Source organism: Streptomyces monomycini, from assembly GCF_022271435.1.
GTDB classification, from domain to species: domain Bacteria; phylum Actinomycetota; class Actinomycetes; order Streptomycetales; family Streptomycetaceae; genus Streptomyces; species Streptomyces monomycini.
Genome location: NZ_JAFIQY010000027.1, coordinates 84,871 through 104,835 on the forward strand (window position 1 = coordinate 84,871; position 19,965 = coordinate 104,835).

The following is a 19,965-nucleotide window of genomic DNA, read 5'->3' on the forward strand; positions in this document are numbered from 1 at the left end:
CAGGATGACCACACAATCGCGTGATCACCGCTGCCACTCGACGGGAAGGTGCCGGACCATGGCCGTCATCCACCACACCACCCTCTCGCCCACCAAGCTGGAACTCCTCGCCCGCTGGCTCCCCGCCCAGCCCTGGTACGCGGGCGACGGCGCCGCCCCGGACCTGACCACGGCCGGCGGCTTCCGGCTGGACGACCCGGAGGGCGAGGTCGGCATGGAGTTCATGGTCGCCACCGACACCTCCGGTGCCGCACCGGTCCGCTACCACGTCCCGCTCACCTACCGGGGCGCACCGCTGCCCGGCGCCGACCACGCACTGATCGGCACCCTGGAACACGGCGTACTCGGCAAGCGCTGGGCGTACGACGGCACCCACGACCCGGTCCTGGTGGCCCAGCTCTTCGCCCTCCTCACCGGCCAGGCCGAGGCCCACGCCCAGAGCGTCAGCGACACCCTCGACCCCACCGTCCGGGCACGGCTCATGGGCACCGGCCACAGCGCCGTACAGGCCCCTGCCGCCGTGACTCAAAGCCCGTCCGCCACCGACATCCTCGTCCGCTCCACCCGTCCCCTGCTCCTGCGCGTCCACCGCGTCCTGACACCGGACGAGAGCGACGGCGGGTCCACGACGGGCCACATCAGCGCGACGTGGACCGAGGGGCCGGGGGAGCGGGTGCGGGGGGTGTTCTTGACTGTGCGTGAGGGGGCGTGAGAGGTCGGACCGACGGCGCCGGACGCGCGCGGTGCTGTGCAGGCCCTGAAGGCCGTGCAGGCCCTGCAGGCCCTGAAGGCCGTGAAGACCGCGCTCACCCGCCGAGCGGCGAACCGAGCAGCCAGTTGCCCGGGGCGTCCGGGTCCGGGCTGAGGTAGAACTCCTCGATGGCCTGGCGGAACTCGGCGTGGCTGATGACGCCGTCGCCGTCGCGGTCCAGCCGCTGGAAGGCCGGGCCCGAGGTCTCCGGGGGGATGTGCAGCGCCTCGTACATCCGGATGTACTCGTCGGTGGTGAGCACGCCGTCGCGGTCGGTGTCGAGGGCCTGCATGAGCGCGTCGACGATCTGCAGCACGACGTGCTCGAAGGTCTTCGGGTCGGTGACGTGCGAGCGCATCAGGTCGATGAACGGCTGACGGCCGACCCGGCCTTCGTCGTCCGTGCCGCCGGCGTCGCGCAGGATCTCCCACCACCTGCCGAAGGCCTCGCGCAGCGCGGCCCGGTTCTCGTGGTCCTCGGGGCGGGCCACCGCCAGGAACAGCCCGGCCATCACCTCGAAGTCCTCGTGGGTGAGCCAGCCGTCCTCGGTGCGGTCGAACCAGTCGAAGAGGATGCTGAACTTGCGGTCGAGGGCGTCGTTGGCCATCGCACTCACCGTCCTTCCGCGGGGCGTCAGAGGCGCGTTCCATGCAACTGCCGGTGCGGGGCGCGGTCAACGACGGTTCGGGTCAGGTTGTCCGCGCGGTCGGGTTGTCCGCGCGGTCGGGTCCCGCGGCCCGGCGTGGCACCCCGCCGCTCGTCGCAGCCGTGTTAGCCGGGTGTTAGCGGGGCGGCAGTACTGCGCTAGTGGCCCCGGACAGAGTGGGTGACGTACCGAGCAGACACCACGTCACCGATTGCCCCGGGGGTTCGCAATGAGCGCCAGCACCACCGTCCGCACCGCCCGTCGCCGCCGCGGCCCTGGTCGCGGCGGCCGGCCTGTCCCTGACCGCCTGCTCCGGCTCGGATGCCACCGGCACGAAGGCCGCGGGGCAGACGGACATGGGCACGGTGGCCGAGTCCCGCGACGCGGGGTCGTCCGCAGGGTCGCAGGGGTCCGAAGCCAAGGCGGGCGCCGGCTCCACGGCGGACGGCAAGGCCGGTGCCGTGGGCCCGCAGGCCGCCCGGCCCAAGGCGGGGGCCCCGGCCCGCACCGTGACCCTGGCGGACGGCATCAGCAAGGCGCAGATCCAGCAGCTCGGTGACCAGCACTACCGGGCCAAGATCGTCGCCCGTGGTGACGTCCTCGCCACGCTGGAGACCAAGCAGCGTGACGCCGGGCTGGACGCCAACGACATGTTCGTCGTGCTGTCGCTGGACGGCAAGGTGCACTCCTGGATGGGCGGCGGACAGCAGGGGCCGGGCACCTTCAAGCTGGCGGGCGGCTGGACGGCCAAGGTCACCAAGGTCGGCGAACTGCACTACCGCGCGCAGATCCTCGGCAGGGGAGGCGCGGTGTACGGCACGGTCGAGGCGAACCAGCAGGACGCCGGGCTCGTCGCCAACGGTGTGCCTGTCGTGCTCAGCACCGGTGGTGTGATCAGCGCCCACGCGTAGCCGCCGGGGCCCGTCGGGGCAGCTCGGAACGTTGCGGACCAGAGTTCACGGACCAGCTAGGAGATCATGATGAAGTCGTGGCGTACGCGTATCGGTGTGGGGCTGGCCGTCGGTGCCGCGGCGGTGGCCATCCCGCTGACCGCCACCACCGCCTCCGCCGCCCCGCCGCCCGGCGACGGCTGGATTCCCGCCGGTGCCGAGAAGTACCCCTCGAAGGGGGAGTGCGAGGCGAAGGAGATCGGGGGCGCCCAGGCGAACGGGTACCACGAGGTGTGGTGCGACGACAGTGAGACGATCATGCCGATCTTCTACCGCTGATCGCTGAGCGCTCTTCGCCGGCCGGTGGGGGAACGTTCCGCCGATGAGGTGCCGCGAGAGTCCGCGTCCCGGTCCGACCCACCGGGGCGCGGACTTTCCGCGTTCCGGGGGCCGTCCGCCCGGGGCCGGGGTCACCCCTTGCCGAGGAATTTCTCCAGGAACGAAGTGGGCGCGAAGCGGGCGACGGCCGCACCGGCGATGCACAGGGCGACTCCGGCGAAGGAGACGGCGGAGAAGTTCCCGAACATGAGCAGGACGAGCATCAGTACGGTGGTCACCACGTGCACCACCACCCTGACGGGCCGCACCCGTTCCTCCTGGGCGTGCAGCGCGCTCGCGATGTCCTGGCTGCGTCGCCGACGCTGACGTTCCCGTTCCCTGCGCCACTCGGCCTCCCGCCTGGCATCCTCCTGCGCTGCCAGGCGCTGCCACATCTCCGCCATGGCGGATTCCTGCTCGGCGCTCCGCTCCGGCGGCGTGTGCACATGGAGGTCGCCCTCGAAGGAGCCGGCCTGGATCACCAGTCCGTGGTTGACCTCCGCGCTGAACACGTTCGTGACGGTTTTCTCGTCGACGTCCCGGCGCTGTATGTCATCCCCCATGCCACCGACGGTACCGGCGCCCCATCGGGAGCACCATCGACATCCGCGCCCGGCAGGGTGTGCGGCCTCAGGGCTGTACACCCCGCCGGGCGCCGCGCTTTGGTGGGGGGGACCGCCGTCGCGCCGTGGTGCCGGCACGGCGTATCGCCGTAGCGCCGTTGCAATCCCTTGCGCAAACTCTTGCACCAATCAGGCGCGGCGGATAGAACAACGGCTGAACACCTCCCACCCCCTCAGGAGGAACCATGGCCCCCACCCGCCACAGGCGACCCGCGCGCAGACCCGTGGCCGCCGTGCTCGCGTTCCTCTCCGGTGCGGCGGCGGCCGTCCTCGCCCCACCGCCGCAGCCCGCGCACGCGGCGCCGCCCGGGGCCAAGGACGTCACCGCCGAACTCTTCGAGTGGCGCTACGCGTCGGTCGCGAAGGAGTGCGGGACCACACTGGGGCCCGCCGGTTACGGCCATGTGGAGGTGTCTCCGGCCACCGAGCACATCCAGGGCGGCGCGTGGTGGACCTCCTACCAGCCCGTCAGCTACAAGATCGCCGGGCGGCTCGGCGACCGGGCGGCCTTCAAGAACATGGTGGACGCCTGTCACGCGGCCGGGGTCAAGGTGGTCGCGGACGCGGTGATCAACCACATGGCGGCCGGGTCGGGCACGGGCACCGGCGGCTCGTCGTACACGAAGTACGACTACCCGGGGATCTACCAGCGCCAGGACATGGACGACTGCACCGGGCCGATCACGGACTACCGCGACCGCTGGAACGTGCAGCACTGCGAACTGGTCGGCCTGGCGGACCTGGACACCGGCGAGCCGTACGTCCGGTCCCGGATCGCCGCGTACCTGAACGACCTGCTGTCGCTCGGTGTGGACGGCTTCCGGATCGACGCGGCCAAGCACATGCCGGCGGAGGATCTCGCCGCGATCAAGCGGCAGTTGAAGAATCCTTCCGTCTACTGGAAGCAGGAAGCGATCTACGGGGAGGGCGAAGCCGTCTCCCCGGCCGAGTACCTGGGGAACGGTGACGTCCAGGAATTCCGGTACGGCCGCGACCTCAAGCGCGTGTTCCAGAACGAGAAGCTGGCCTATCTGAAGAACTTCGGCGAGGGCTGGGCCTACCTGCCCTCGGCGCAGTCCGGTGTCTTCGTCGACAACTGGGACACCGAGCGCAACGGCTCCACGCTCAGCTACAAGGACGGCGCGGACTACACCCTCGCCAACGTCTTCATGCTGGCCTGGCCGTACGGAGCGCCCGACGTCCATTCGGGGTACGAGTTCTCCGACCATGACGCGGGGCCCCCGAACGGGGGCGCGGTGCAAGCTTGTTGGCAGGACGGGTGGAAGTGCCAGCACAACTGGCCCGAGATCCGCGCCATGGTCGGCTTCCGCAACGCGACCCACGGCGCGCCCGTCACCCACTGGTGGGACAACGGCAACGACGCCATCGCCTTCGGACGCGGCGACAAGGGCTACGCCGTGGTCAACCACGAGGGCAGCGCGCTGACCCGTACGTTCCAGACCGCGCTGCCGGCCGGCACGTACTGCGACGTACAGAGCCGCAAACCGGTGACGGTGGACGGCGACGGGCGTTTCACCGCCACCCTCGCCCCGAACACAGCGCTCGCGCTGCACGTCGGCGCGCGTAGCTGCGGCTGACCCGCACCCGAGGCCCGAGGCCCGAGGCCCGAGGCCCGAGGCCCGAGGCCCGACGCCTGAGGCGGCGGCGGGCCGGGGACGCCAGCCACCCCCGGCCCGCCTCGCACGTACCGAACGTCCTGAAGGAGTCCTTACGTGAGGCGCACCCTCCGCCGTACCGTCGCAGCCGTGGCCATGGCCCTGTGCGCGGCGGTCCTGCCCGCCCCGCCCCCCGCGAACGCCGCACCGCCACCGGCTCCCGCCACGGCGGCGGCCCAGTGGATCGACCGCGACACCGTGGTCTGGAAAGGCGCCCGGCGGGCGGACGCCCAGCTGGAGTTCGGGGCGGAAGGGGAGGGGCAGGGGATACGGCGGATACGGCTCACGCCCGGCGCCCTGACCTCGGACGAGCAGGCCGCGTATCCGCATCTGAGGAACTTCCCGGCGTTCGCCGTCGACCCGCGCGACCGGAAGCTCACCCTGACCGCGCTGCGCGACCGGCTCGTCGCCGTCCAGCCGGACGCCGACGGGCGGCGCGTCAGCACCGGCGTCCAGATCCCCGGCGTACTGGACGACCTGTACGGCCCGGCCGCGGCCACGGCGCCGCTCGGCCCGGTCTTCCGGCGCGGCCGTCCCACCCTCTCCGTCTGGGCGCCGACCGCCCGCACCGTCGCGCTGGAACTCGACGGCCGTACGGTCGCGATGCGGCGGGACGACGCGAGCGGCGTGTGGCAGGCGCGGGGCACGCGCGGCTGGGCGGGCAAGCCGTACCGGTACGTCGTGACCGTCTGGGCCCCCACCGCCGGCCGTTTCGTCACGAACAAGGTCACCGACCCGTACGCGACCGCTCTGACCGCCGACTCCACCCGCAGCCTCGTCGTCGACCTCGCCGACCCGCGCCTCGCGCCCAAGGGCTGGGACCGGCTCAAGAAGCCCGCCGCGGTGCCGCTGAACCGGGCCCGCATCCAGGAACTGCACATCCGCGACTTCTCCGTCGCGGACCGCACCTCGCGCCATCCCGGCCAGTACCTCGCCTTCACCGACCGCCGCTCGGACGGCATGCGGCACCTCAAGGCCCTCGCCGACGCCGGCACCTCCTACGTCCACCTCCTGCCCGCGTTCGACATCGCGACCATCCCGGAACGGCGCTCCGACCAAGTCCGCCCGGACTGCGACCTGGCGGCGCTGCCCGCCGACTCCGAGCGGCAGCAGGAGTGCGTCGGCAAGACCGCCGCCCGCGACGCGTACAACTGGGGGTACGACCCGTTCCACTACACCGTGCCGGAAGGCTCGTACGCCTCCGACCCCGACTCGCCACGGGCCCGGACCGGCGAATTCCGCCGCATGGTGCAGGGCCTGAACGGCGCCGGACTGCGCGCCGTCATGGACGTCGTCTACAACCACACCGCCGCGAGCGGCCAGAACGCGCTGTCCGTACTGGACCGGATCGTGCCCGGCTACTACCACCGGCTGCTGGACGACGGCTCCGTGGCCACCTCCACCTGCTGCGCGAACACCGCGCCCGAGCACAGGATGATGGGCCGGCTCGTCGTCGACTCGATCGTCACCTGGGCCCGGCAGTACAAGATCGACGGCTTCCGGTTCGACCTGATGGGACACCACCCGAAGGCCAACATCCTCGCCGTACGCAAGGCCCTGGACGCGCTGACCCCCGCCAAGGACGGCGTGGACGGCAAGGCGATCGTCCTGTACGGGGAAGGCTGGAACTTCGGCGAGGTCGCGGACGACGCGCGCTTCGTGCAGGCCACCCAGCGGAACATGGCCGGGACTGGAATCGCCACCTTCAACGACCGCGCGCGCGACGCCGTACGCGGCGGCGGGCCCTTCGACCCGGACCCGCGCGTCCAGGGCTTCGCCTCCGGCCTCGCCACGGACCCCAACGCCTCGCCCGCCAACGGCACCCCGGCCGAACAGCGCGCGCGCCTGCTCCACTACCAGGACCTGCTCAAGGTCGGCCTCACGGGCAACCTCGCCGACTACTCCTTCACCGACACCTCCGGCCGCACGGTCAAGGGATCGGACGTCGACTACAACGGCAGCCCGGCCGGGTACGCCGCCGCCCCCGGCGACGCCCTCGCCTACGCCGACGCCCACGACAACGAGACGCTGTACGACGCCCTCGCCTACAAACTCCCGCAGGGCACCTCGGCCACCGACCGCGCCCGGATGCAGGTCGTCGCCCTGGCCACCGCCGCGCTCTCCCAGGGCCCGGCCCTCTCCCAGGCGGGCAGCGATCTGCTCCGCTCCAAGTCCCTCGACCGCAACTCCCACGACAGCGGCGACTGGTTCAACGCCCTGCACTGGGACTGCCGGGACGGCAACGGCTTCGGCCGCGGCCTGCCGCCCGCCGCCGACAACAAGGAGAAATGGCCGTACGCCCGGCCGCTGCTCGCCGACCCCGCCCTGCGCCCCGGCTGCCCGCAGATCGCCGCCACCTCCGCCGCCTACCGCGACCTGCTCCGCATCCACGCCACCGAACCGGCCTTCGGGCTGGACAGCGCCGACGCCGTACAGAAAGCGCTTTCCTTCCCGTTGTCGGGGACGGGAGAGACACCCGGCGTCGTCACCATGCGGCTCGGCAAGCTGATCGTGGTCTTCAACGCGACGCCGCAGCGGCAGCTTCAGCGGCTGCCGTCGCTCGCGGGCAAGCGGTACGGGCTGCACCGCGTGCAGGCGCGCGGCGCGGACCCGGTGGTGAAGACGGCTTCGTACGAGAAGCGGACGGGGACGTTCGGCGTCCCGGCGCGTACGGTCGCGGTGTTCGCCGCGCGGTGAACGGCCTCGCTGCTCATGGGCGGCTGCCTGTGGGCGGCCGCCCCGCGTGGCCGCCCCGCGGTGCCGCCGCGTTGTGGGGCCGTCCATGGGCCGCCCTGCCCATGGACGGCCCATCCGCCAGTGGCGGTTCCGGGGCCTGTTTCCCCCGTGGATCGTCCCCCATGGTTCCCCCATCCGTCCGCCGGAGCGGACTCCATGGGCCCCCGTGATCCCGTGCCCTCAGGCCCCGGTGACACCACTGTGCGCCGTCCGGGAATTGTCCGAAAGCCCTGGCGGCGCCGGACAAAGGGCCGTACAACCCGCGACGGTTGCGCGGCGGACCAGCGCGCGCTGGTGAAGTGCGCCGGTTGTGCGCTCCCTGCGCCCGCGCCTACGCCCCAGGTCCGGGCACCTGCTTCTCCAGCAGCGTGACGGTGTACCGGCTCCCGTCCGAACCCTCCTTCGCCCGCTGCTCGCCGACGACCCGGTAGCCCGCACTCTCGTAGTACGGCCGCAGGCGCGGATTGCTCGACTTGCAGTCGAGGCGGCTCAACGGACGGCCCGCCTCGGCGATCCGCCGCTCGGCACGGGCCAGCATCGCGCGGCCGGTGCCCGCCGGCGCCCGGTCGCGGTCGACCATCAGCCGGTGCAGATAGCCCGCGACGGGCGGCTGCGGGCCCCATGCGGGCAGATCCTCCCACCACAGCTCCCACGCCCCGGCGATCTCCCCGCCCACCTCGGCGAACCAGACCTCGTCCTGCTTGATCCGCAGCCGGAAGTGCTCCGCGTCCCGCTCGCCGGGCGTCCACTGGCTGATGCCGCGGCCCTGCATCCAGCGGGCGGCGCCGTCGTAGAGCGCGACGAGGGCGGCCACGTCGGCGTCGGTGTCCGCGGCGCGGCGGAAGGTGATCATGTCCATGCGCGGATTGTGCCCCAGCGGTACCGGAACGGGCTCGTCCGTCTCGGAGCCGGGTGCCCGGCGCGGTGCTGCCGCGCCGGGCACCCGGGCAGGGTCAGAAGTGGCTTCCCAGCGCCAGGGTGTAGTGGTAACGCCGGGTGTACTCCTCCAGGCTGTGGTAGTCCGTGCCGTTGAGGTTCATGATGGCGAGGGTCGTGCCCGGCACAGGATTGAGGGCGGAGTGGAGCCACTCCGAAATGCCGCCCCAGTTGTTCTCCAGGTTCACTTGGCCGAGCGACAGCCGTGTGTCCGACCCCGACCTGCCACTGCGGATGTTGTTGCCCACCGTGATGGCGATGTCCTGGAAACGGGCTGCCTCGGAGACGGCCTGAATCAGGATGATCAGGCTGGCCTGGAAGCCGGTCTGCGCGGTATGGGTCATGTGGTTGTTGTATCCGCTCACCGCGCGCACGGCGTTCGCGATCGTGTAGCCGTTCATTCCCACAGTGGCGCGCGTGTCGCTGCCGAGCGCGTCGTAGTTCGAGTTGAAGCCGAAGTCGGTGACCGGGGCCGGAGTGCCGTTGCGCTGCAGGATGGCCTGCATCTCGGCGCGCTGGTCACGGAAGCCGACCAGACCGGACACGGAACCACTCTGCGAGCTGGGCGTCCACACACCCATCAGGTAGAGGTTGTCGGAGCGCACGTAGAGGGCGGCGACGCCCCGGTCGCCGTCCATGAGGCGGACCTCGACGGCGCGCGCCCCGTCCGCTCGCAGGCGTTCGGTGGCGCCGACGCCGTTCCCGACGTAATGGCCGGCGGCGTTCCGCAAGGCGCCGATCATGTTCCAGTAGCGACTGTAGGCATCATTCATGTCCCCCTGCAGAAGGCTGCTGACGTTCCAGATGATCTGCTCACGCGGGCGCGTGGTGTCGGCATGGGCGGCGGGGGCGGTCAGACCGGCCAAGGCCAGCACGGCGAGCGAAGCTGCCAGCAAGCGCGCGAGTGCGGCGCGCAGAGTTGACGTCACGGTTGAGTCCTTCGATAGGGGTGCGTTGCACGAGCGGCCGTGCCTCCAGCGGCGGCACGAGGACTCGTGGTCCAGGTAGGGGCTCGGCTCGGCAGACGGCCTGTCGGCGGATCCGTGCCGAGCAGACACCACTACGGAGACGAGCGAGGACCGAAAAAGGGGAGCGCTGCAAAGGGCCCGCCCCCCAGCGGATGTCCCTGACCCTGCCGTGCCGACCTAACGGATATCTAAGGTCGGCACTGAACGCCCATCCGCCCCGGCTTCACCCGGCCGCACAGCCCGCCTCCGGCGCCTTGGAGCGAGACAGACTCCGGCGGAGAAGACCGGCAACGAGGAGCACCAACAACCAGCCCCAGTCTCGGCCCCGGCCCCAGCCCCGGCCCCCTCCACGAGCGTCCCCCCTGGCCAGAACCACAACAACCACTGGCCGGACCGCCCGTGCAGGAGTCTTCCCCGTCAGGTTCTCAGGACGGCTGCGGCGCCAGCGCCATCAGCCGGGCCAGCAGATCGCCGAACGGCCCGTCGGACGGCTCGTCGGCCAGCACCCGGCCCAGGACCGCGGCCATCTCCTCGTCGTACGCGGCGCTCACCGCCGCCAGCGCCGCGAAGTCGTGCACCAGCTGGCGCTCCAGTTCGCCGCGCGGAATGGCGCGGCTGTCCAGCCAGATCAGCGCGGTGGTCTCGGCGAGCGAGATCCAGGAGCGGACCACCAGCTCCATGCGCGGAGCGGGCTCTTCCACTCCCAGGTGGGAGAGGATCTGCTCGTAAGCGGCCTGGCGCACCCCGTCGATCATCGCGCTCGTCCGGCCGGACCCCACGCCCTCCATCGCACCGATGGACGGGCCGCCGCGCATCAGCGCGGAGAAGCCGGGACCGTGCTCCTCGACAAAGTCGAAGAACCGTTCCATCACGCGGAGCAGCCGGACGCCGAGCGGTCCTTCGTGCGGTTCCACGAAACGGGCCGCCAGTTCGTCGGCCGCCCGGCGCAGCGCCGCCTCGTACAGACTCTGCTTGCCCGGGAAGTAGTGGTAGACCAGCGGCCGGGAGATGCCCGCCGCCTCGGCTATCTCGTCGATCGAGACCTCTTCCGGTGCCCGGTGGCTGAACAGGCCGAGCGCCACGGCGATCAGCTGCTCACGTCGTTCCTCGACACCCATCCTGCGGCGCGCCCCGTTGGTCATGGGCACACCCTAACCACCGGGGAGGCACCGCGGAATCGAGCGACCGGGGGCCGGACGGCGGGGACCGGCCCGGCCCGGCGGACGGACGTCAGAGATCGAGCACCAGGCGTTCCCCCCGCGCCCGCGAGACGCAGATCAGCATCGAGTCGTCCCGCTCGGCGTCGGTCAGCAGCTCGTCGCGGTGATCGACCTCGCCGGAGAGCACCCGCTGCTGGCAGGTGCCGCAGAAGCCCTGCTCGCAGGAGTACGGGAGGTTCGGCAGGGCCTGCTCGCGAATGGCGCGCAGGGCGCTGCCGTCCGCCGGGACGGTGACCGTGCGGCCGGTGCGCCGCAGCTCCACCTCGAACTCCGCGTTCTCGCCCGGCGCCAACGCCGCGACGGGCGCGAACCGCTCGGTGTACAGGGTCAGCCCGCGCGCCCCCTGCGGCAGCAGCCCGGCCACGGCGTCCATCAGCGGATCGGGGCCGCAGCAGTAGACGGCGGCGTGCGGCGGGGCGTCGGCGAGCGCGCCCGCCAGGTCCGGCAGCCCGTCCTCGTCCGCGGCGACCACCGTCACCCGGTCCGACGCGGCGCCCGCCAGCTTCTCGATCTCCGTCAGGAACGGCATCGACGCGCGCGACCGCCCGCCGTACACCAGCCGCCAGGGCACGCCCTCGGACTCGGCCTGCCGCAGCATCGGCAGGATCGGCGTGATGCCGATGCCGCCCGCGATGAACAGGTAGGCGTGGCACTCCTCCAGCCGGAAGCGGTTGCGCGGCCCGCGCACCTCGACGGTCGTGCCCTCGTGCAACTGCTCGTGCACCTCGCGCGATCCGCCCCGGCCGTCCTCGATCAGCCGCGTCGCGATCGTGTACGAGCCGGTGTCGGCCGGGCTGCCGCACAGCGAGTACTGCCGTACGGCGCCGGAGGGCAGCACCACGTCGAGGTGGGCCCCGGGCTCCCAGCCCGGCAGGCCGTCACCCTCCAGGCGCAGCCGTACGACGCCCTCGGCCTCCTCGGCGCGCTCCACGACCAGCAGGTGCAGGGGACCTGAGCGGTTCCGTCCCTGGCCGGAGACGGGCTGTTCCAGCGCGGGCATCGGCCACAGCGGCGACCGGCCGATGCGCCGCCGCAGGGCCCGCTGGACGACCAGCGCGGCTCCGGCGGCGACCAGGACCGTACGTATCCGGGGGAGGGACGGCATCTCAGGCGGCTCCTGTCGGGTGCTGTGTCGGCTGCTGCGTCGCATGTGGTGCCGGATGCTGTGCCGGGCGGGCCTCGGCGGCGGTCGCGGCGGGGGAGCCGGCCAGGTAGGCGGCGGCCTGCTCCGTACTGCCGTACCGCGAGGGGTGATAGGTCCGGCTGAGGTACTGGGGGATGGAGCGGGCCATGGCGCCGGGGGCGGGCAGTACGCCCTGCCGCCCCGCGCGGAAGAACTCCCTGAAACTGGCCCTGCCGTCCGCGAGGGAAGGGTCGTTCGCCATGAAGAAGCGGGTGCCGCGCTGCCAGAGGAAGACCAGCGCGGAGAACGCGGTGGCCCAGGTCCGCACCCGGCGCCGGTATCCGCCGTCCACGTGCATGAACAGGTCGAAGGCGACCGAGCGGTGCTCGACCTCCTCGGCGCCGTGCCAGCGCAGCAGGTCCAGCATCGTCGGATCGGCGCCCCTGGCGTCCAGCGCCTCCGCGTTGAGCACCCAGTCCCCGAGGAACGCCGTGTAGTGCTCGATCGCGGCGATGATCGCGACGCGCTCCATCAGCCACCACTGGCTCGCCCGGCCCGGCGGCACGGTACGGTCGCCGAGCAGCTTCTCGAAGAGCCAGTCGACCTGCGCGGTGTACGGGGCCGGGTCCAGGCCCAGCCGCTTGAGGTGCGGCAGCACGTCGTCGTGCGCCTGGGAGTGCATCGCCTCCTGGCCGATGAACCCGATCACGTCCTCCCGCAGCCGCGCGTCCCGGATCTGCGGCAGCACCTGCTTGTAGACGTGCACGAACCAGCGTTCACCGGCGGGCAGCAGCAGGTGCAGCACGTTGATGGTGTGGGTGCTGTCCGGGTCGCCGGGGATCCAGTGCAGGGGGGTGTCCGCCCAGTCGAAGGCGACGTTGCGTGCTTTCAGCGGGGTGTGCTCGGAGGCGACCGGCCGGGGCCGCAACGAGGCCGTATTAGACATGGCGTCAATGTACTGGCGGGTACGGGATCGGCAACAGGCTTCGGGCCGGAAATTCCGCGGGGCCGCGCGCCCCGTCGGGCTACCGCAGCCCCCGCACCCGCTCCCCGCTCCGCAGCCGCCCCGACAGCTCGGCCCGGGCACCCGCCGCGGCCGGTACGGCCAGCTGCGGGCCCGTCGCGCGGCCGGTGATCCCGCCGCTCGCGCTGATCTCCGTGAGCTGTCCGCTGCCCGCGGCCACCAGCCACCACTGTCCGCCGGGCGCCTTCCACAACACCCCGGCCAGCGCCCACGGCTCGCGCGGGCCGCATCCCGGGCCGCCCTCGGAACGCGCCACCACCGTGCCCGGTGCGTGCCCCCGCTCGCCCGTAGGTGGCGTCTGGACCTGCGCGAAGGTGCGGCTGCCCGCGCCCCGCCAGGTCTCGGCGCGCGTGCACACCCACGTCGCGGTCCCGACCCCGGCGGGCAACTGCTGCTGCGCGAACGCCCAGGAGTTGACCGCACGGACGCCCCGGCCGCGCAGCCCGCCGAGGTGGCACGCCGTGCGCGCCCAGGCGGTACGCGCCTGCGGTCCGCCGTCCGGTCCGTCCGGGTCGCCGGGCCGGTCCGGTGCTCCGGACGTCAGCCGGGCCGGGAGCAGTTCGCCGAGGTCGGTGAAGAGGTGGCCGTCCATCCGCAGGGCCTGCCAGACGGTGCAGGTGGTGGCGCGCGCGGGGGACGGTACGGGGCCGGTCGTGCCGTCCTCGCCGATGGGCAGGGGCCGGGCCGCGCCGGTGGGCTCCAGCAGGTCGGTCAGCTCGGTGCGCCCGGTCCAGGGGGAGGTCAGGTAGCGGACGTTGCTGTCCGTACGGCTGAGCACCAGGGCGGTGGCGGAGGAGTCGTCCGCGCCGTCCGTACGGGCGAGATCCAGCACCGCGCTGCCCGTCCCCTCGGAGCCGTCGGCAGGTTCCGCATACCGCACCACGCGCAGTCCGTCGTACAGGAGCACCACCGCGGCACGGTCCGCCACACCCGCGTAGAGCAGCTGTGGCGGGCCGGCCGCAGGGCCCTTGGCGGTGCCCGGGGTGGCCGAGACCTGTACGTCCGGGCCGGGCCTGGCCCACACGGCCAGCGCGCGCCGCAGCAGCGCCCGGTCGTGCGTACGGTCTCCCCGGGCAGGCCATGCCGACAGGCCCCGCCGCGTCGCGTTCCGCCACGTACCGGCGGCGGCCCGCGTCACCTGGGCGGGGTCCAGGGCGGCCTGCGCTGCCGCGTTCTCGGCGTACGGGGGAGCCGCGGCGCCATCGGGGCCCCGCCCGTCACCCGGCACGGTCAGCAGCGCACCGCACACCAGCGCCGCCGCCCCCGCCAGCGCCGCGCGCGCGTGCCGGCGGCGCCGCAGGAGGTCGGTGGGCCGGGCCTGGAGGGAACAGGGGTCGAACTCGGCGGACTCCAGCAGTGCCCGGTCCCGGCCGCCCGCCGCCGGAGCCGCACCGGACGCCGCGGCGAGCGCGCCCTGCACGTCCTCGGCCCCGGCCGCCTCCAGGACCGCCCGCACGTCCGTGTCACCCAGGCCCTCCAGCGCGCGCAGCACATACGCCGCGCGGGCCGCCGCGGGCAGCGCCGACAGGGCGCGTTGCAGGGTGAGTTCGTCCATGCCGCCGGAACGGGGGAACAACCGCAGCCCCCAGACCTGCGGCAGTAGCGGCGGCATCGGGGGTACGGGCACCTCGCGGCGTACGAACGGCAGCCGCACCCGGGGGTGTTCGGCGGCCAGGGACGCGCGCAGCACCCGTAGTCGAACCAGCGCGTAACCGGGGTCGGTGACCGGCCGGCCGGGGCGGCGCTGGGACGGCAGAGCATGCGGCTGTGCGGGAACGCCCTTGCGCGGCAGCGCGCGCTGGACGACCGAATGCGCCGTCAGGACGCGCCGGTTGCGCCCCAGCGTGGGCGGCAGCACCAGGTAGGCCAGGCGCGTCAGCCGCGGGTAGTGCTCGACCAGGGCCGCCTCCGCCTGGTCGACACCGACGAAGGCGGCGGGAACGCCACCGGACCCGGGGCGCGGGCCGTCCGGACGGGGTGCTGTTGCCTGCTGCTGCTCCACGTTCGGTGAAACGAGTGAATGCTGGGATGGTCACCTGAATCACCACGCGCCCCGGTCAGTCACCACGCGCCCCGGGCGGCGGCACGCCCCGCCCGCGCCCGTGTACGGACTATCCCGGGCGGTGTGTGACGTCCAGGTCGAACTCCCCGTCCCGCGCGCCCAGGACGAACGCGCGCCACTCCGCCTCGGTGTACCGCAGCACCACGTCGGGCTCCTTGGAATTGCGCATGGCCACCGCGCCCTGTTCCAGGAAGGCGATCTCCACCGCCTCCTCGGACTCGCCGGGGGCGCGCTGCCAGGTGGCGTCGGAGATGTCGAGGGCGTAGAGCCACTCCTTGTCAGCTGCGGCACTCATACGGTGAACTCCTCGCTCGCGGTCCGTACGGGTCTGCGTACGGATCGTCAGCGTACGCGGTGGCCGGATGAGCTTCCAGCGATCCTCGGAGGTGTGCTACAGGAGCCCGCCAGGGCCGGCGGGTTCAGCCGCGGTCCAGATAGGCCAGCACCGCCAGGACCCGGCGGTTGTCGTCGTCGGACGGCGGCAGATCCAGCTTTCCGAAGATGTTGGAGGTGTGCTTGGCGACGGCACGTTCGGTGACGACCAGCTTGGCCGCGATGGCCGTGTTGGAGCGCCCCTCGGCCATCAGCTCCAGCACCTCGGTCTCGCGTGGCGTCAACCGGGCCATCGGTCGGTCCTGCGACCGCCGGGACAGCAGCTGGGAGATCACCTGCGGGTCCATGGCCGTGCCGCCGGCCGCCACCCGTCGTACCGAGTCGATGAACTGCTCGGCGTCGAAGACCCGGTCCTTGAGCAGGTAGCCGACGCCGCCCGTGCCGTCGGCCAGCAACTCGCGCGCGTACAGCTGCTCGACGTGCTGGGACAGGACGAGCACCGGCAGTCCGGGCCGGGCGCGACGGGCGGCCAGCGCGCACTGGAGGCCCTCGTCGGTGAAGGACGGCGGCAGCCGGACGTCGACGACCGCGACGTCCGGCTGCTCCTCGGCCAGCGCCCGCGTCAGGGCGGGACCGCTGTCGACCGCGGCGGCGATCTCGAAGTCGAATGCCTCCAGCATCCGTATCAGACCGTCTCTCAGCAGGAAGAGGTCTTCGGCGAGCACAACGCGCACGGAATCTCCAGCGTCACCAGGGTGGGACCGCCCGCCGGGCTGCTGACGGCCAGTATGCCGTCGAATGTACCGAGTCGGCGTTCGAGTCCGTGCAGGCCGGAGTGCGTACCGGCCTGGCCGGGCATCCCCGTGCCGGTCTGGCCGGGCCCGCCCGCGGGCGCCAGGACCACGCCGCCCCGGCCGTCGTCCCCCACGGTGATCCGCAGCCGCCCGTCGGCGTACTCCAGGTCCACCCACGCCCGCGCCGCGTCCGCGTGCTTGGCGGTGTTGGTGAGCAGCTCGCTCACCGAGAAGTACGCGGCCGACTCCACCGGCGCCTCCAGGCGGCCCGGGAGCCGTCCGGTCACCTCCACCGGCAGCGGCATCCGCAGGGCCAGGGCCCGTACGGCGTCGTCCAGCCCGCGTTCGGCCAGCACCGGCGGGTGGATGCCGCGGACCAGGTCGCGCAGTTCGGTCAGGGCCTGCGCCGAGGACGTACGGGCGCGGGCGACCAGCTCCTTGGCCTTGGCCGGGTCCCGCTCGATCAGCGCCTCGATGGTGCCCAGGTCCATGCCCATGGCGACCAGCCGGGCCTGCGCGCCGTCGTGCAGGTCGCGTTCGATCCGGCGCAGTTCGGCGGCCGAGGCGTCCACCGCGTCGTGCCGGGTCTCGGTCAGCCGCGCCACACGGGCCGCCAGCTCGGCCTTGGGCGGCGTGAGGAACACCGCGGCGAGGCGGAAGTGCAGGGCGAGCAGCTTCGGGTTGAAGCGGGACGCGGCGAGTGCCGCCGCGCCCAGCACCGGCATGAGGGCCACCTGCACCGGGTCCGAGGCGTACAGGAACCCGTACGTCTGGCCGCCGAGGTCCACCCCGCTCCAGACCAGCACCGGGATGACGAATCCCTCGATACCGAACGCGATCAGCAGGACCGGCAGCAGCGCCGTGAGGAACCCGGCCACCATGTCCACCAGCAGCCACAGCAGCTCCCGCCAGGTCGCCGGGTCGCTCAGCACGTGCTGGCAGCGCTGCGCCATACCCGGCAGGCCGGGCTGCGGGCCGGGCGACGGCCGGTAGTCGGCCGGTATGCGGATGCCCGTCCAGCTGTGCGCCCACGCCCGCCGGTGGTCGGCGAACCGGCGGGTCAGCCGTACCACCGGCGGGGTGGTCAGCCAGCCGGGGCCCACCATGAGCAGGGTGAGCGAGACGAGGGTGAGCGAGAAGAGCAGGACCGATCCCGCCAGCGAGACGGCGGCGAGCCCCACCCCCCGGGCGGCGGCAACCAGTGTTCGGCGGACCCTCATCCGTACGCTCCCTGCGCTTCACGTGCCCGGACGTCGGGCACGGGAACAGTCTGCCGGGTGGAGAAGACCAGGTCACTGGGCTCCGCCCCCACAGTGGGGTGTAGCCAGCCCCACCATGGTGGGCAGCCGCGGGCCGGTACCCGCGGCACCCAGCCGAACCCGGCGCCCCGGCCCTTCCCCTCCGCCTTCCCCCTTCTCCCGCATCCGCGACCCCTGCCGGCCTCACCACGTCTCGAATTCCCCGGACGGAGAGCCCCATGAGCGTCCCCGCGACCGTGTCCGCAGCCCCCCAGCCCGCCGTCACGCCGACCACCGCACCGGCCGCACCGCCGGCCGCGTACGCGACCTCGATCGCCGCCACCCCCGGCCTGATACGCGCCGCCCAGCGCCTGCGCCACCAGGTCTTCGGCGAGGAACTGGGCGCCACCCTGCACTCGCCCCTGGCGGGCCACGACATCGACCCCGTCGACGACCTCGCGGACCACCTGATCGTCACCGAGACCGCGACCGGCGACGTGGTCGGCACCTACCGGCTGGTGCCGCCCGGACGCGGCGACCGCCTCTACTCCGACGGCGAGTTCGACCTGTCGGCACTGGCCGCGCTGCGCCCCTCGCTCATCGAGGCCGGACGGTCCTGCGTCCACCCGGACCACCGCGGCGGCGCCGTCATCAACCTGATGTGGGCCGCGCTGGCCCGCTACACCCTGCTCTCCGGGCACCGCTACCTGGCGGGCTGCGCCTCCGTACCGCTGGGGGACGGGGGCGTGGCCGCGGCCGCCGCCTGGGAGCTGGGCCGCACCCGGTACGCCGCGCCGCCCGGACTGCGGGTCACCCCGCACCGGCCATGGCGCCCCGAAGGGCCGGGACCGGACGCCCGGCCGCACGTGTCACTCCTGCCGCCGCTGCTCCGCGGCTACCTGCGGGTCGGCGCGTGGGTGTGCGGGCCGCCCGCGTACGACCCGGAGTTCGGGGTGGCCGACTTCTTCGTGGTGCTGGACATGGAGCGGCTCGGCGACCGGTACCGCCGGTTCTTCCTGGGGGGCCTGCCGGACGGGCGGGACGCTTCGGAGCGGCGGGACACACCGTCCGGGAGCCGGGCGTGAGTACCTGGGACGTACGGTCCGAGTGCACCACGGGCTGCGCCGCCCACGCCGTGCCACGCGTCCCGTTCACGGAGGCCGCCCGTCGCTGCGCCGCCTTCGCGCACGCCGCGGGCCGGGCGCTGCGGGACGGCGAGCGGACGGCCGAACCGGCGAGGCTGCGGGCGCACGCGCGCGCGGTGCTCGGCGCGATCGGCGTGCGGATCGTCGTGGACGCGGCGACGGACACGGCGGGCCTCTCGGTCCCGGCCGTGTCCCCTTCCGGCACCCTCGTCGTCGCCAACCACATCTCCTGGCTGGACATCCCCGCCCTGCTCGCCGTCGAGCCGGTGACCCTGCTCGCCAAGCGGGAGATCGGCGACTGGCCGCTGGTCGGCACCCTCGCCCGCCGCGCCGGGACCCGCTTCATCGACCGGGACAGTCCGCGGCACCTGCCCGCCACCGTGGCCTCCTTGGCGGAACTGCTGCGCTCCGGACGGTCGGTGGCCGCGTTCCCGCAGGCCACCACCTGGTGCTCGGTGGCGTACGGCGCCTTCCGGCGGGCCACCTTCCAGGCGGCGCTGGACGCGGGCGCCCCCGTACGGCCGGTGACCATCGCCTACGAACAGCAGGGGCTGCCCAGCACGGTCGCGGGCTTCCTCGGCGACGAGGAATTCCTGTCCTCCGTGCGGCGGGTGGTCGGCGCGCGCGGCCTGACGGTCCGCGTCACCGTGCACCCGCCGCTGCTCCCGCACTCCGGCGCGCACGACCGGCGCGCACTGGCGGAACGCGCCCGCGCGGCCGTCAACGGCACCGTCAGAGGGCCGGCCCGGCAGCATGGAGACCGCGTGACCGCCGGTCAGGCGCTCGGTACGTACTTGTAGCCGACGCGCCGTACGGTCACGATCGACGAGCGCAGGCCCGCGCCCAACTTGCGGCGCAGCCGGGCGACATGGACGTCGACCGTACGGCCGTCCCCGACGTGCCCGTACCCCCACACCGTGGTCACCAGCTGGTCGCGGGTGTGCACCCGGTGCGGGTGCGCCACGAGGTGGGCGAGCAGCTCGAACTCCAGGTACGTCAGGTCCAGGGCCCGGCCGTGGACGTGCACGGTCCGCTGCTCGGGGTCGATACGGACGCTCGCGTCACCGGTCGTGGCCGGAGCGGGGTCCGGCTCCCCGGCGGACACGGGCGGTACGGCCGCGGCCGGCACCTGTTCCGCCGGGACGAGCACGAGGTAGCCGACCATCGCCGGCTGCCCCGGGAGCGCCGGAAGGCTGTGCTGAGGCGCGGGGAGCCAGGTCGCGCCGGAGGTGAGCAGCTCGGCGACCGGCGGCAGCTCGTCGGGTGCCACGGCGCGCAGGCGCTGTCGCTGCCTGCCGGGCACGGCGGGGACGGGGGAGGCGGTGGCCGTCGCGGCGGCGGCGGAAGTGGCAGGCAGGGTACGGACGTTCGTCATGATCGTCAGCTCTTTCGCGCAGAGGGGCGTCGGTGGACGTCGTGCGC

General features: G+C 73.1%; 19 protein-coding genes. 7 read left to right on the top strand and 12 right to left on the bottom strand.

Annotation, left to right across the window (positions count from 1 at the left end):
* Positions 1–58: 58 nt before the first annotated feature.
* Positions 59–712, top strand: a complete 654-nt coding sequence (locus tag JXZ78_RS26555) for a maltokinase N-terminal cap-like domain-containing protein (RefSeq protein ID WP_030019835.1) — start codon at positions 59–61, stop codon at positions 710–712.
* A 94-nt stretch (positions 713–806) separates the two neighbouring features.
* Here the strand turns inward: JXZ78_RS26555 and JXZ78_RS26560 are convergent, their stop codons facing one another.
* Positions 807–1,358 carry an EF-hand domain-containing protein gene (locus JXZ78_RS26560; protein WP_030019836.1) on the bottom strand — a complete coding sequence of 184 codons (552 nt, stop codon included), beginning with the start codon at positions 1,356–1,358 and terminating at the stop codon, positions 807–809.
* 395 nt (positions 1,359–1,753) lie between these two features.
* Here JXZ78_RS26560 and JXZ78_RS26565 point away from each other — a divergent pair, with 395 nt between their 5' ends.
* Complete coding sequence (locus JXZ78_RS26565; RefSeq protein ID WP_238783390.1) at positions 1,754–2,308, top strand: hypothetical protein; 555 nt, start codon at positions 1,754–1,756, stop codon at positions 2,306–2,308.
* A gap of 66 nt (positions 2,309–2,374) precedes the next feature.
* Positions 2,375–2,626 (top strand): hypothetical protein, encoded by a 252-nt coding sequence (locus tag JXZ78_RS26570; protein WP_275128215.1) that lies wholly within the window; start codon positions 2,375–2,377, stop codon positions 2,624–2,626.
* A gap of 131 nt (positions 2,627–2,757) precedes the next feature.
* Here JXZ78_RS26570 and JXZ78_RS26575 read toward each other — a convergent pair whose 3' ends face one another.
* Positions 2,758–3,228, bottom strand: a complete 471-nt coding sequence (locus tag JXZ78_RS26575) for a hypothetical protein (RefSeq protein WP_030019838.1) — start codon at positions 3,226–3,228, stop codon at positions 2,758–2,760.
* A gap of 245 nt (positions 3,229–3,473) precedes the next feature.
* On the opposite strand from JXZ78_RS26575, the gene JXZ78_RS26580 reads away from it, so the two are divergent.
* A complete protein-coding gene (locus tag JXZ78_RS26580) occupies positions 3,474–4,886 on the top strand; it encodes an alpha-amylase (protein ID WP_030019839.1) in 1,413 nt (470 codons plus the stop codon).
* Positions 4,887–5,021: 135 nt separating this feature from the next.
* A complete protein-coding gene (gene pulA / locus JXZ78_RS26585) occupies positions 5,022–7,661 on the top strand; it encodes a pullulanase-type alpha-1,6-glucosidase (protein ID WP_372498447.1) in 2,640 nt (879 codons plus the stop codon).
* Positions 7,662–8,031: 370 nt separating this feature from the next.
* Here pulA and JXZ78_RS26590 read toward each other — a convergent pair whose 3' ends face one another.
* The 9 genes from JXZ78_RS26590 to JXZ78_RS26630 all read right to left on the bottom strand — a co-directional run bounded on the left by JXZ78_RS26590 (position 8,032) and on the right by JXZ78_RS26630 (position 17,380).
* On the bottom strand, positions 8,032–8,559 hold the full coding sequence (locus JXZ78_RS26590) for a GNAT family N-acetyltransferase (RefSeq protein WP_030019841.1): 528 nt from the start codon (positions 8,557–8,559) through the stop codon (positions 8,032–8,034).
* A gap of 94 nt (positions 8,560–8,653) precedes the next feature.
* Positions 8,654–9,565 (bottom strand): ribosome-inactivating family protein, encoded by a 912-nt coding sequence (locus JXZ78_RS26595; protein WP_238783391.1) that lies wholly within the window; start codon positions 9,563–9,565, stop codon positions 8,654–8,656.
* 464 nt (positions 9,566–10,029) lie between these two features.
* Positions 10,030–10,746, bottom strand: coding sequence for a TetR/AcrR family transcriptional regulator (locus JXZ78_RS26600; protein ID WP_030019845.1), 717 nt, complete (start codon positions 10,744–10,746; stop codon positions 10,030–10,032).
* A gap of 88 nt (positions 10,747–10,834) precedes the next feature.
* Positions 10,835–11,929, bottom strand: coding sequence for a PDR/VanB family oxidoreductase (locus tag JXZ78_RS26605; protein ID WP_030019846.1), 1,095 nt, complete (start codon positions 11,927–11,929; stop codon positions 10,835–10,837).
* A 1-nt stretch (position 11,930) separates the two neighbouring features.
* Entirely contained in the window at positions 11,931–12,893 is a 963-nt protein-coding gene (locus JXZ78_RS26610) for a metal-dependent hydrolase (RefSeq protein ID WP_050502410.1), read from the bottom strand.
* Positions 12,894–12,972: 79 nt separating this feature from the next.
* Entirely contained in the window at positions 12,973–14,973 is a 2,001-nt protein-coding gene (locus JXZ78_RS26615) for a hypothetical protein (protein WP_030019848.1), read from the bottom strand.
* Between the two features lie 109 nt (positions 14,974–15,082).
* Complete coding sequence (locus tag JXZ78_RS26620) at positions 15,083–15,328, bottom strand: DUF397 domain-containing protein (protein ID WP_030019849.1); 246 nt, start codon at positions 15,326–15,328, stop codon at positions 15,083–15,085.
* 124 nt (positions 15,329–15,452) lie between these two features.
* Positions 15,453–16,100, bottom strand: coding sequence for a LuxR C-terminal-related transcriptional regulator (locus tag JXZ78_RS26625; protein WP_030019850.1), 648 nt, complete (start codon positions 16,098–16,100; stop codon positions 15,453–15,455).
* Entirely contained in the window at positions 16,064–17,380 is a 1,317-nt protein-coding gene (locus JXZ78_RS26630) for a sensor histidine kinase (protein ID WP_030019851.1), read from the bottom strand. The genes JXZ78_RS26625 and JXZ78_RS26630 overlap by 37 nt, the downstream gene beginning before the upstream one ends.
* Positions 17,381–17,637: 257 nt before the next feature.
* Here JXZ78_RS26630 and JXZ78_RS26635 point away from each other — a divergent pair, with 257 nt between their 5' ends.
* Both JXZ78_RS26635 and JXZ78_RS40855 read left to right on the top strand, forming a co-directional pair.
* Positions 17,638–18,483, top strand: coding sequence for a GNAT family N-acetyltransferase (locus tag JXZ78_RS26635; protein ID WP_050502411.1), 846 nt, complete (start codon positions 17,638–17,640; stop codon positions 18,481–18,483).
* Positions 18,480–19,343, top strand: coding sequence for a lysophospholipid acyltransferase family protein (locus JXZ78_RS40855; protein WP_078624209.1), 864 nt, complete (start codon positions 18,480–18,482; stop codon positions 19,341–19,343). The genes JXZ78_RS26635 and JXZ78_RS40855 overlap by 4 nt, the downstream gene beginning before the upstream one ends.
* Here the strand turns inward: JXZ78_RS40855 and JXZ78_RS26645 are convergent.
* Positions 19,319–19,918, bottom strand: a complete 600-nt coding sequence (locus tag JXZ78_RS26645) for a winged helix-turn-helix domain-containing protein (RefSeq protein ID WP_030019854.1) — start codon at positions 19,916–19,918, stop codon at positions 19,319–19,321. The genes JXZ78_RS40855 and JXZ78_RS26645 overlap by 25 nt on opposite strands.
* Positions 19,919–19,965: the final 47 nt, after the last annotated feature.

Excerpts from the sequence above, each read along its gene's own strand:
- JXZ78_RS26630 (WP_030019851.1), bottom strand. The coding sequence starts at position 17,380 with ATGAGGGTCCGCCGAACACTGGTTGCCGCCGCCCGGGGGGTGGGGCTC.
- JXZ78_RS26580 (WP_030019839.1), top strand. The coding sequence starts at position 3,474 with ATGGCCCCCACCCGCCACAGGCGACCCGCGCGCAGACCCGTGGCCGCC.
- JXZ78_RS26610 (WP_050502410.1), bottom strand. The coding sequence starts at position 12,893 with ATGTCTAATACGGCCTCGTTGCGGCCCCGGCCGGTCGCCTCCGAGCAC.
- JXZ78_RS26565 (WP_238783390.1), top strand. The coding sequence starts at position 1,754 with ATGGGCACGGTGGCCGAGTCCCGCGACGCGGGGTCGTCCGCAGGGTCG.
- JXZ78_RS26635 (WP_050502411.1), top strand. The coding sequence starts at position 17,638 with ATGAGCGTCCCCGCGACCGTGTCCGCAGCCCCCCAGCCCGCCGTCACG.
- JXZ78_RS26570 (WP_275128215.1), top strand. The coding sequence starts at position 2,375 with ATGATGAAGTCGTGGCGTACGCGTATCGGTGTGGGGCTGGCCGTCGGT.
- JXZ78_RS26590 (WP_030019841.1), bottom strand. The coding sequence starts at position 8,559 with ATGGACATGATCACCTTCCGCCGCGCCGCGGACACCGACGCCGACGTG.
- JXZ78_RS26605 (WP_030019846.1), bottom strand. The coding sequence starts at position 11,929 with ATGCCGTCCCTCCCCCGGATACGTACGGTCCTGGTCGCCGCCGGAGCC.
- JXZ78_RS26620 (WP_030019849.1), bottom strand. The coding sequence starts at position 15,328 with ATGAGTGCCGCAGCTGACAAGGAGTGGCTCTACGCCCTCGACATCTCC.
- JXZ78_RS26645 (WP_030019854.1), bottom strand. The coding sequence starts at position 19,918 with ATGACGAACGTCCGTACCCTGCCTGCCACTTCCGCCGCCGCCGCGACG.
- JXZ78_RS26560 (WP_030019836.1), bottom strand. The coding sequence starts at position 1,358 with ATGGCCAACGACGCCCTCGACCGCAAGTTCAGCATCCTCTTCGACTGG.
- JXZ78_RS26555 (WP_030019835.1), top strand. The coding sequence starts at position 59 with ATGGCCGTCATCCACCACACCACCCTCTCGCCCACCAAGCTGGAACTC.
- JXZ78_RS26600 (WP_030019845.1), bottom strand. The coding sequence starts at position 10,746 with ATGACCAACGGGGCGCGCCGCAGGATGGGTGTCGAGGAACGACGTGAG.
- JXZ78_RS26575 (WP_030019838.1), bottom strand. The coding sequence starts at position 3,228 with ATGGGGGATGACATACAGCGCCGGGACGTCGACGAGAAAACCGTCACG.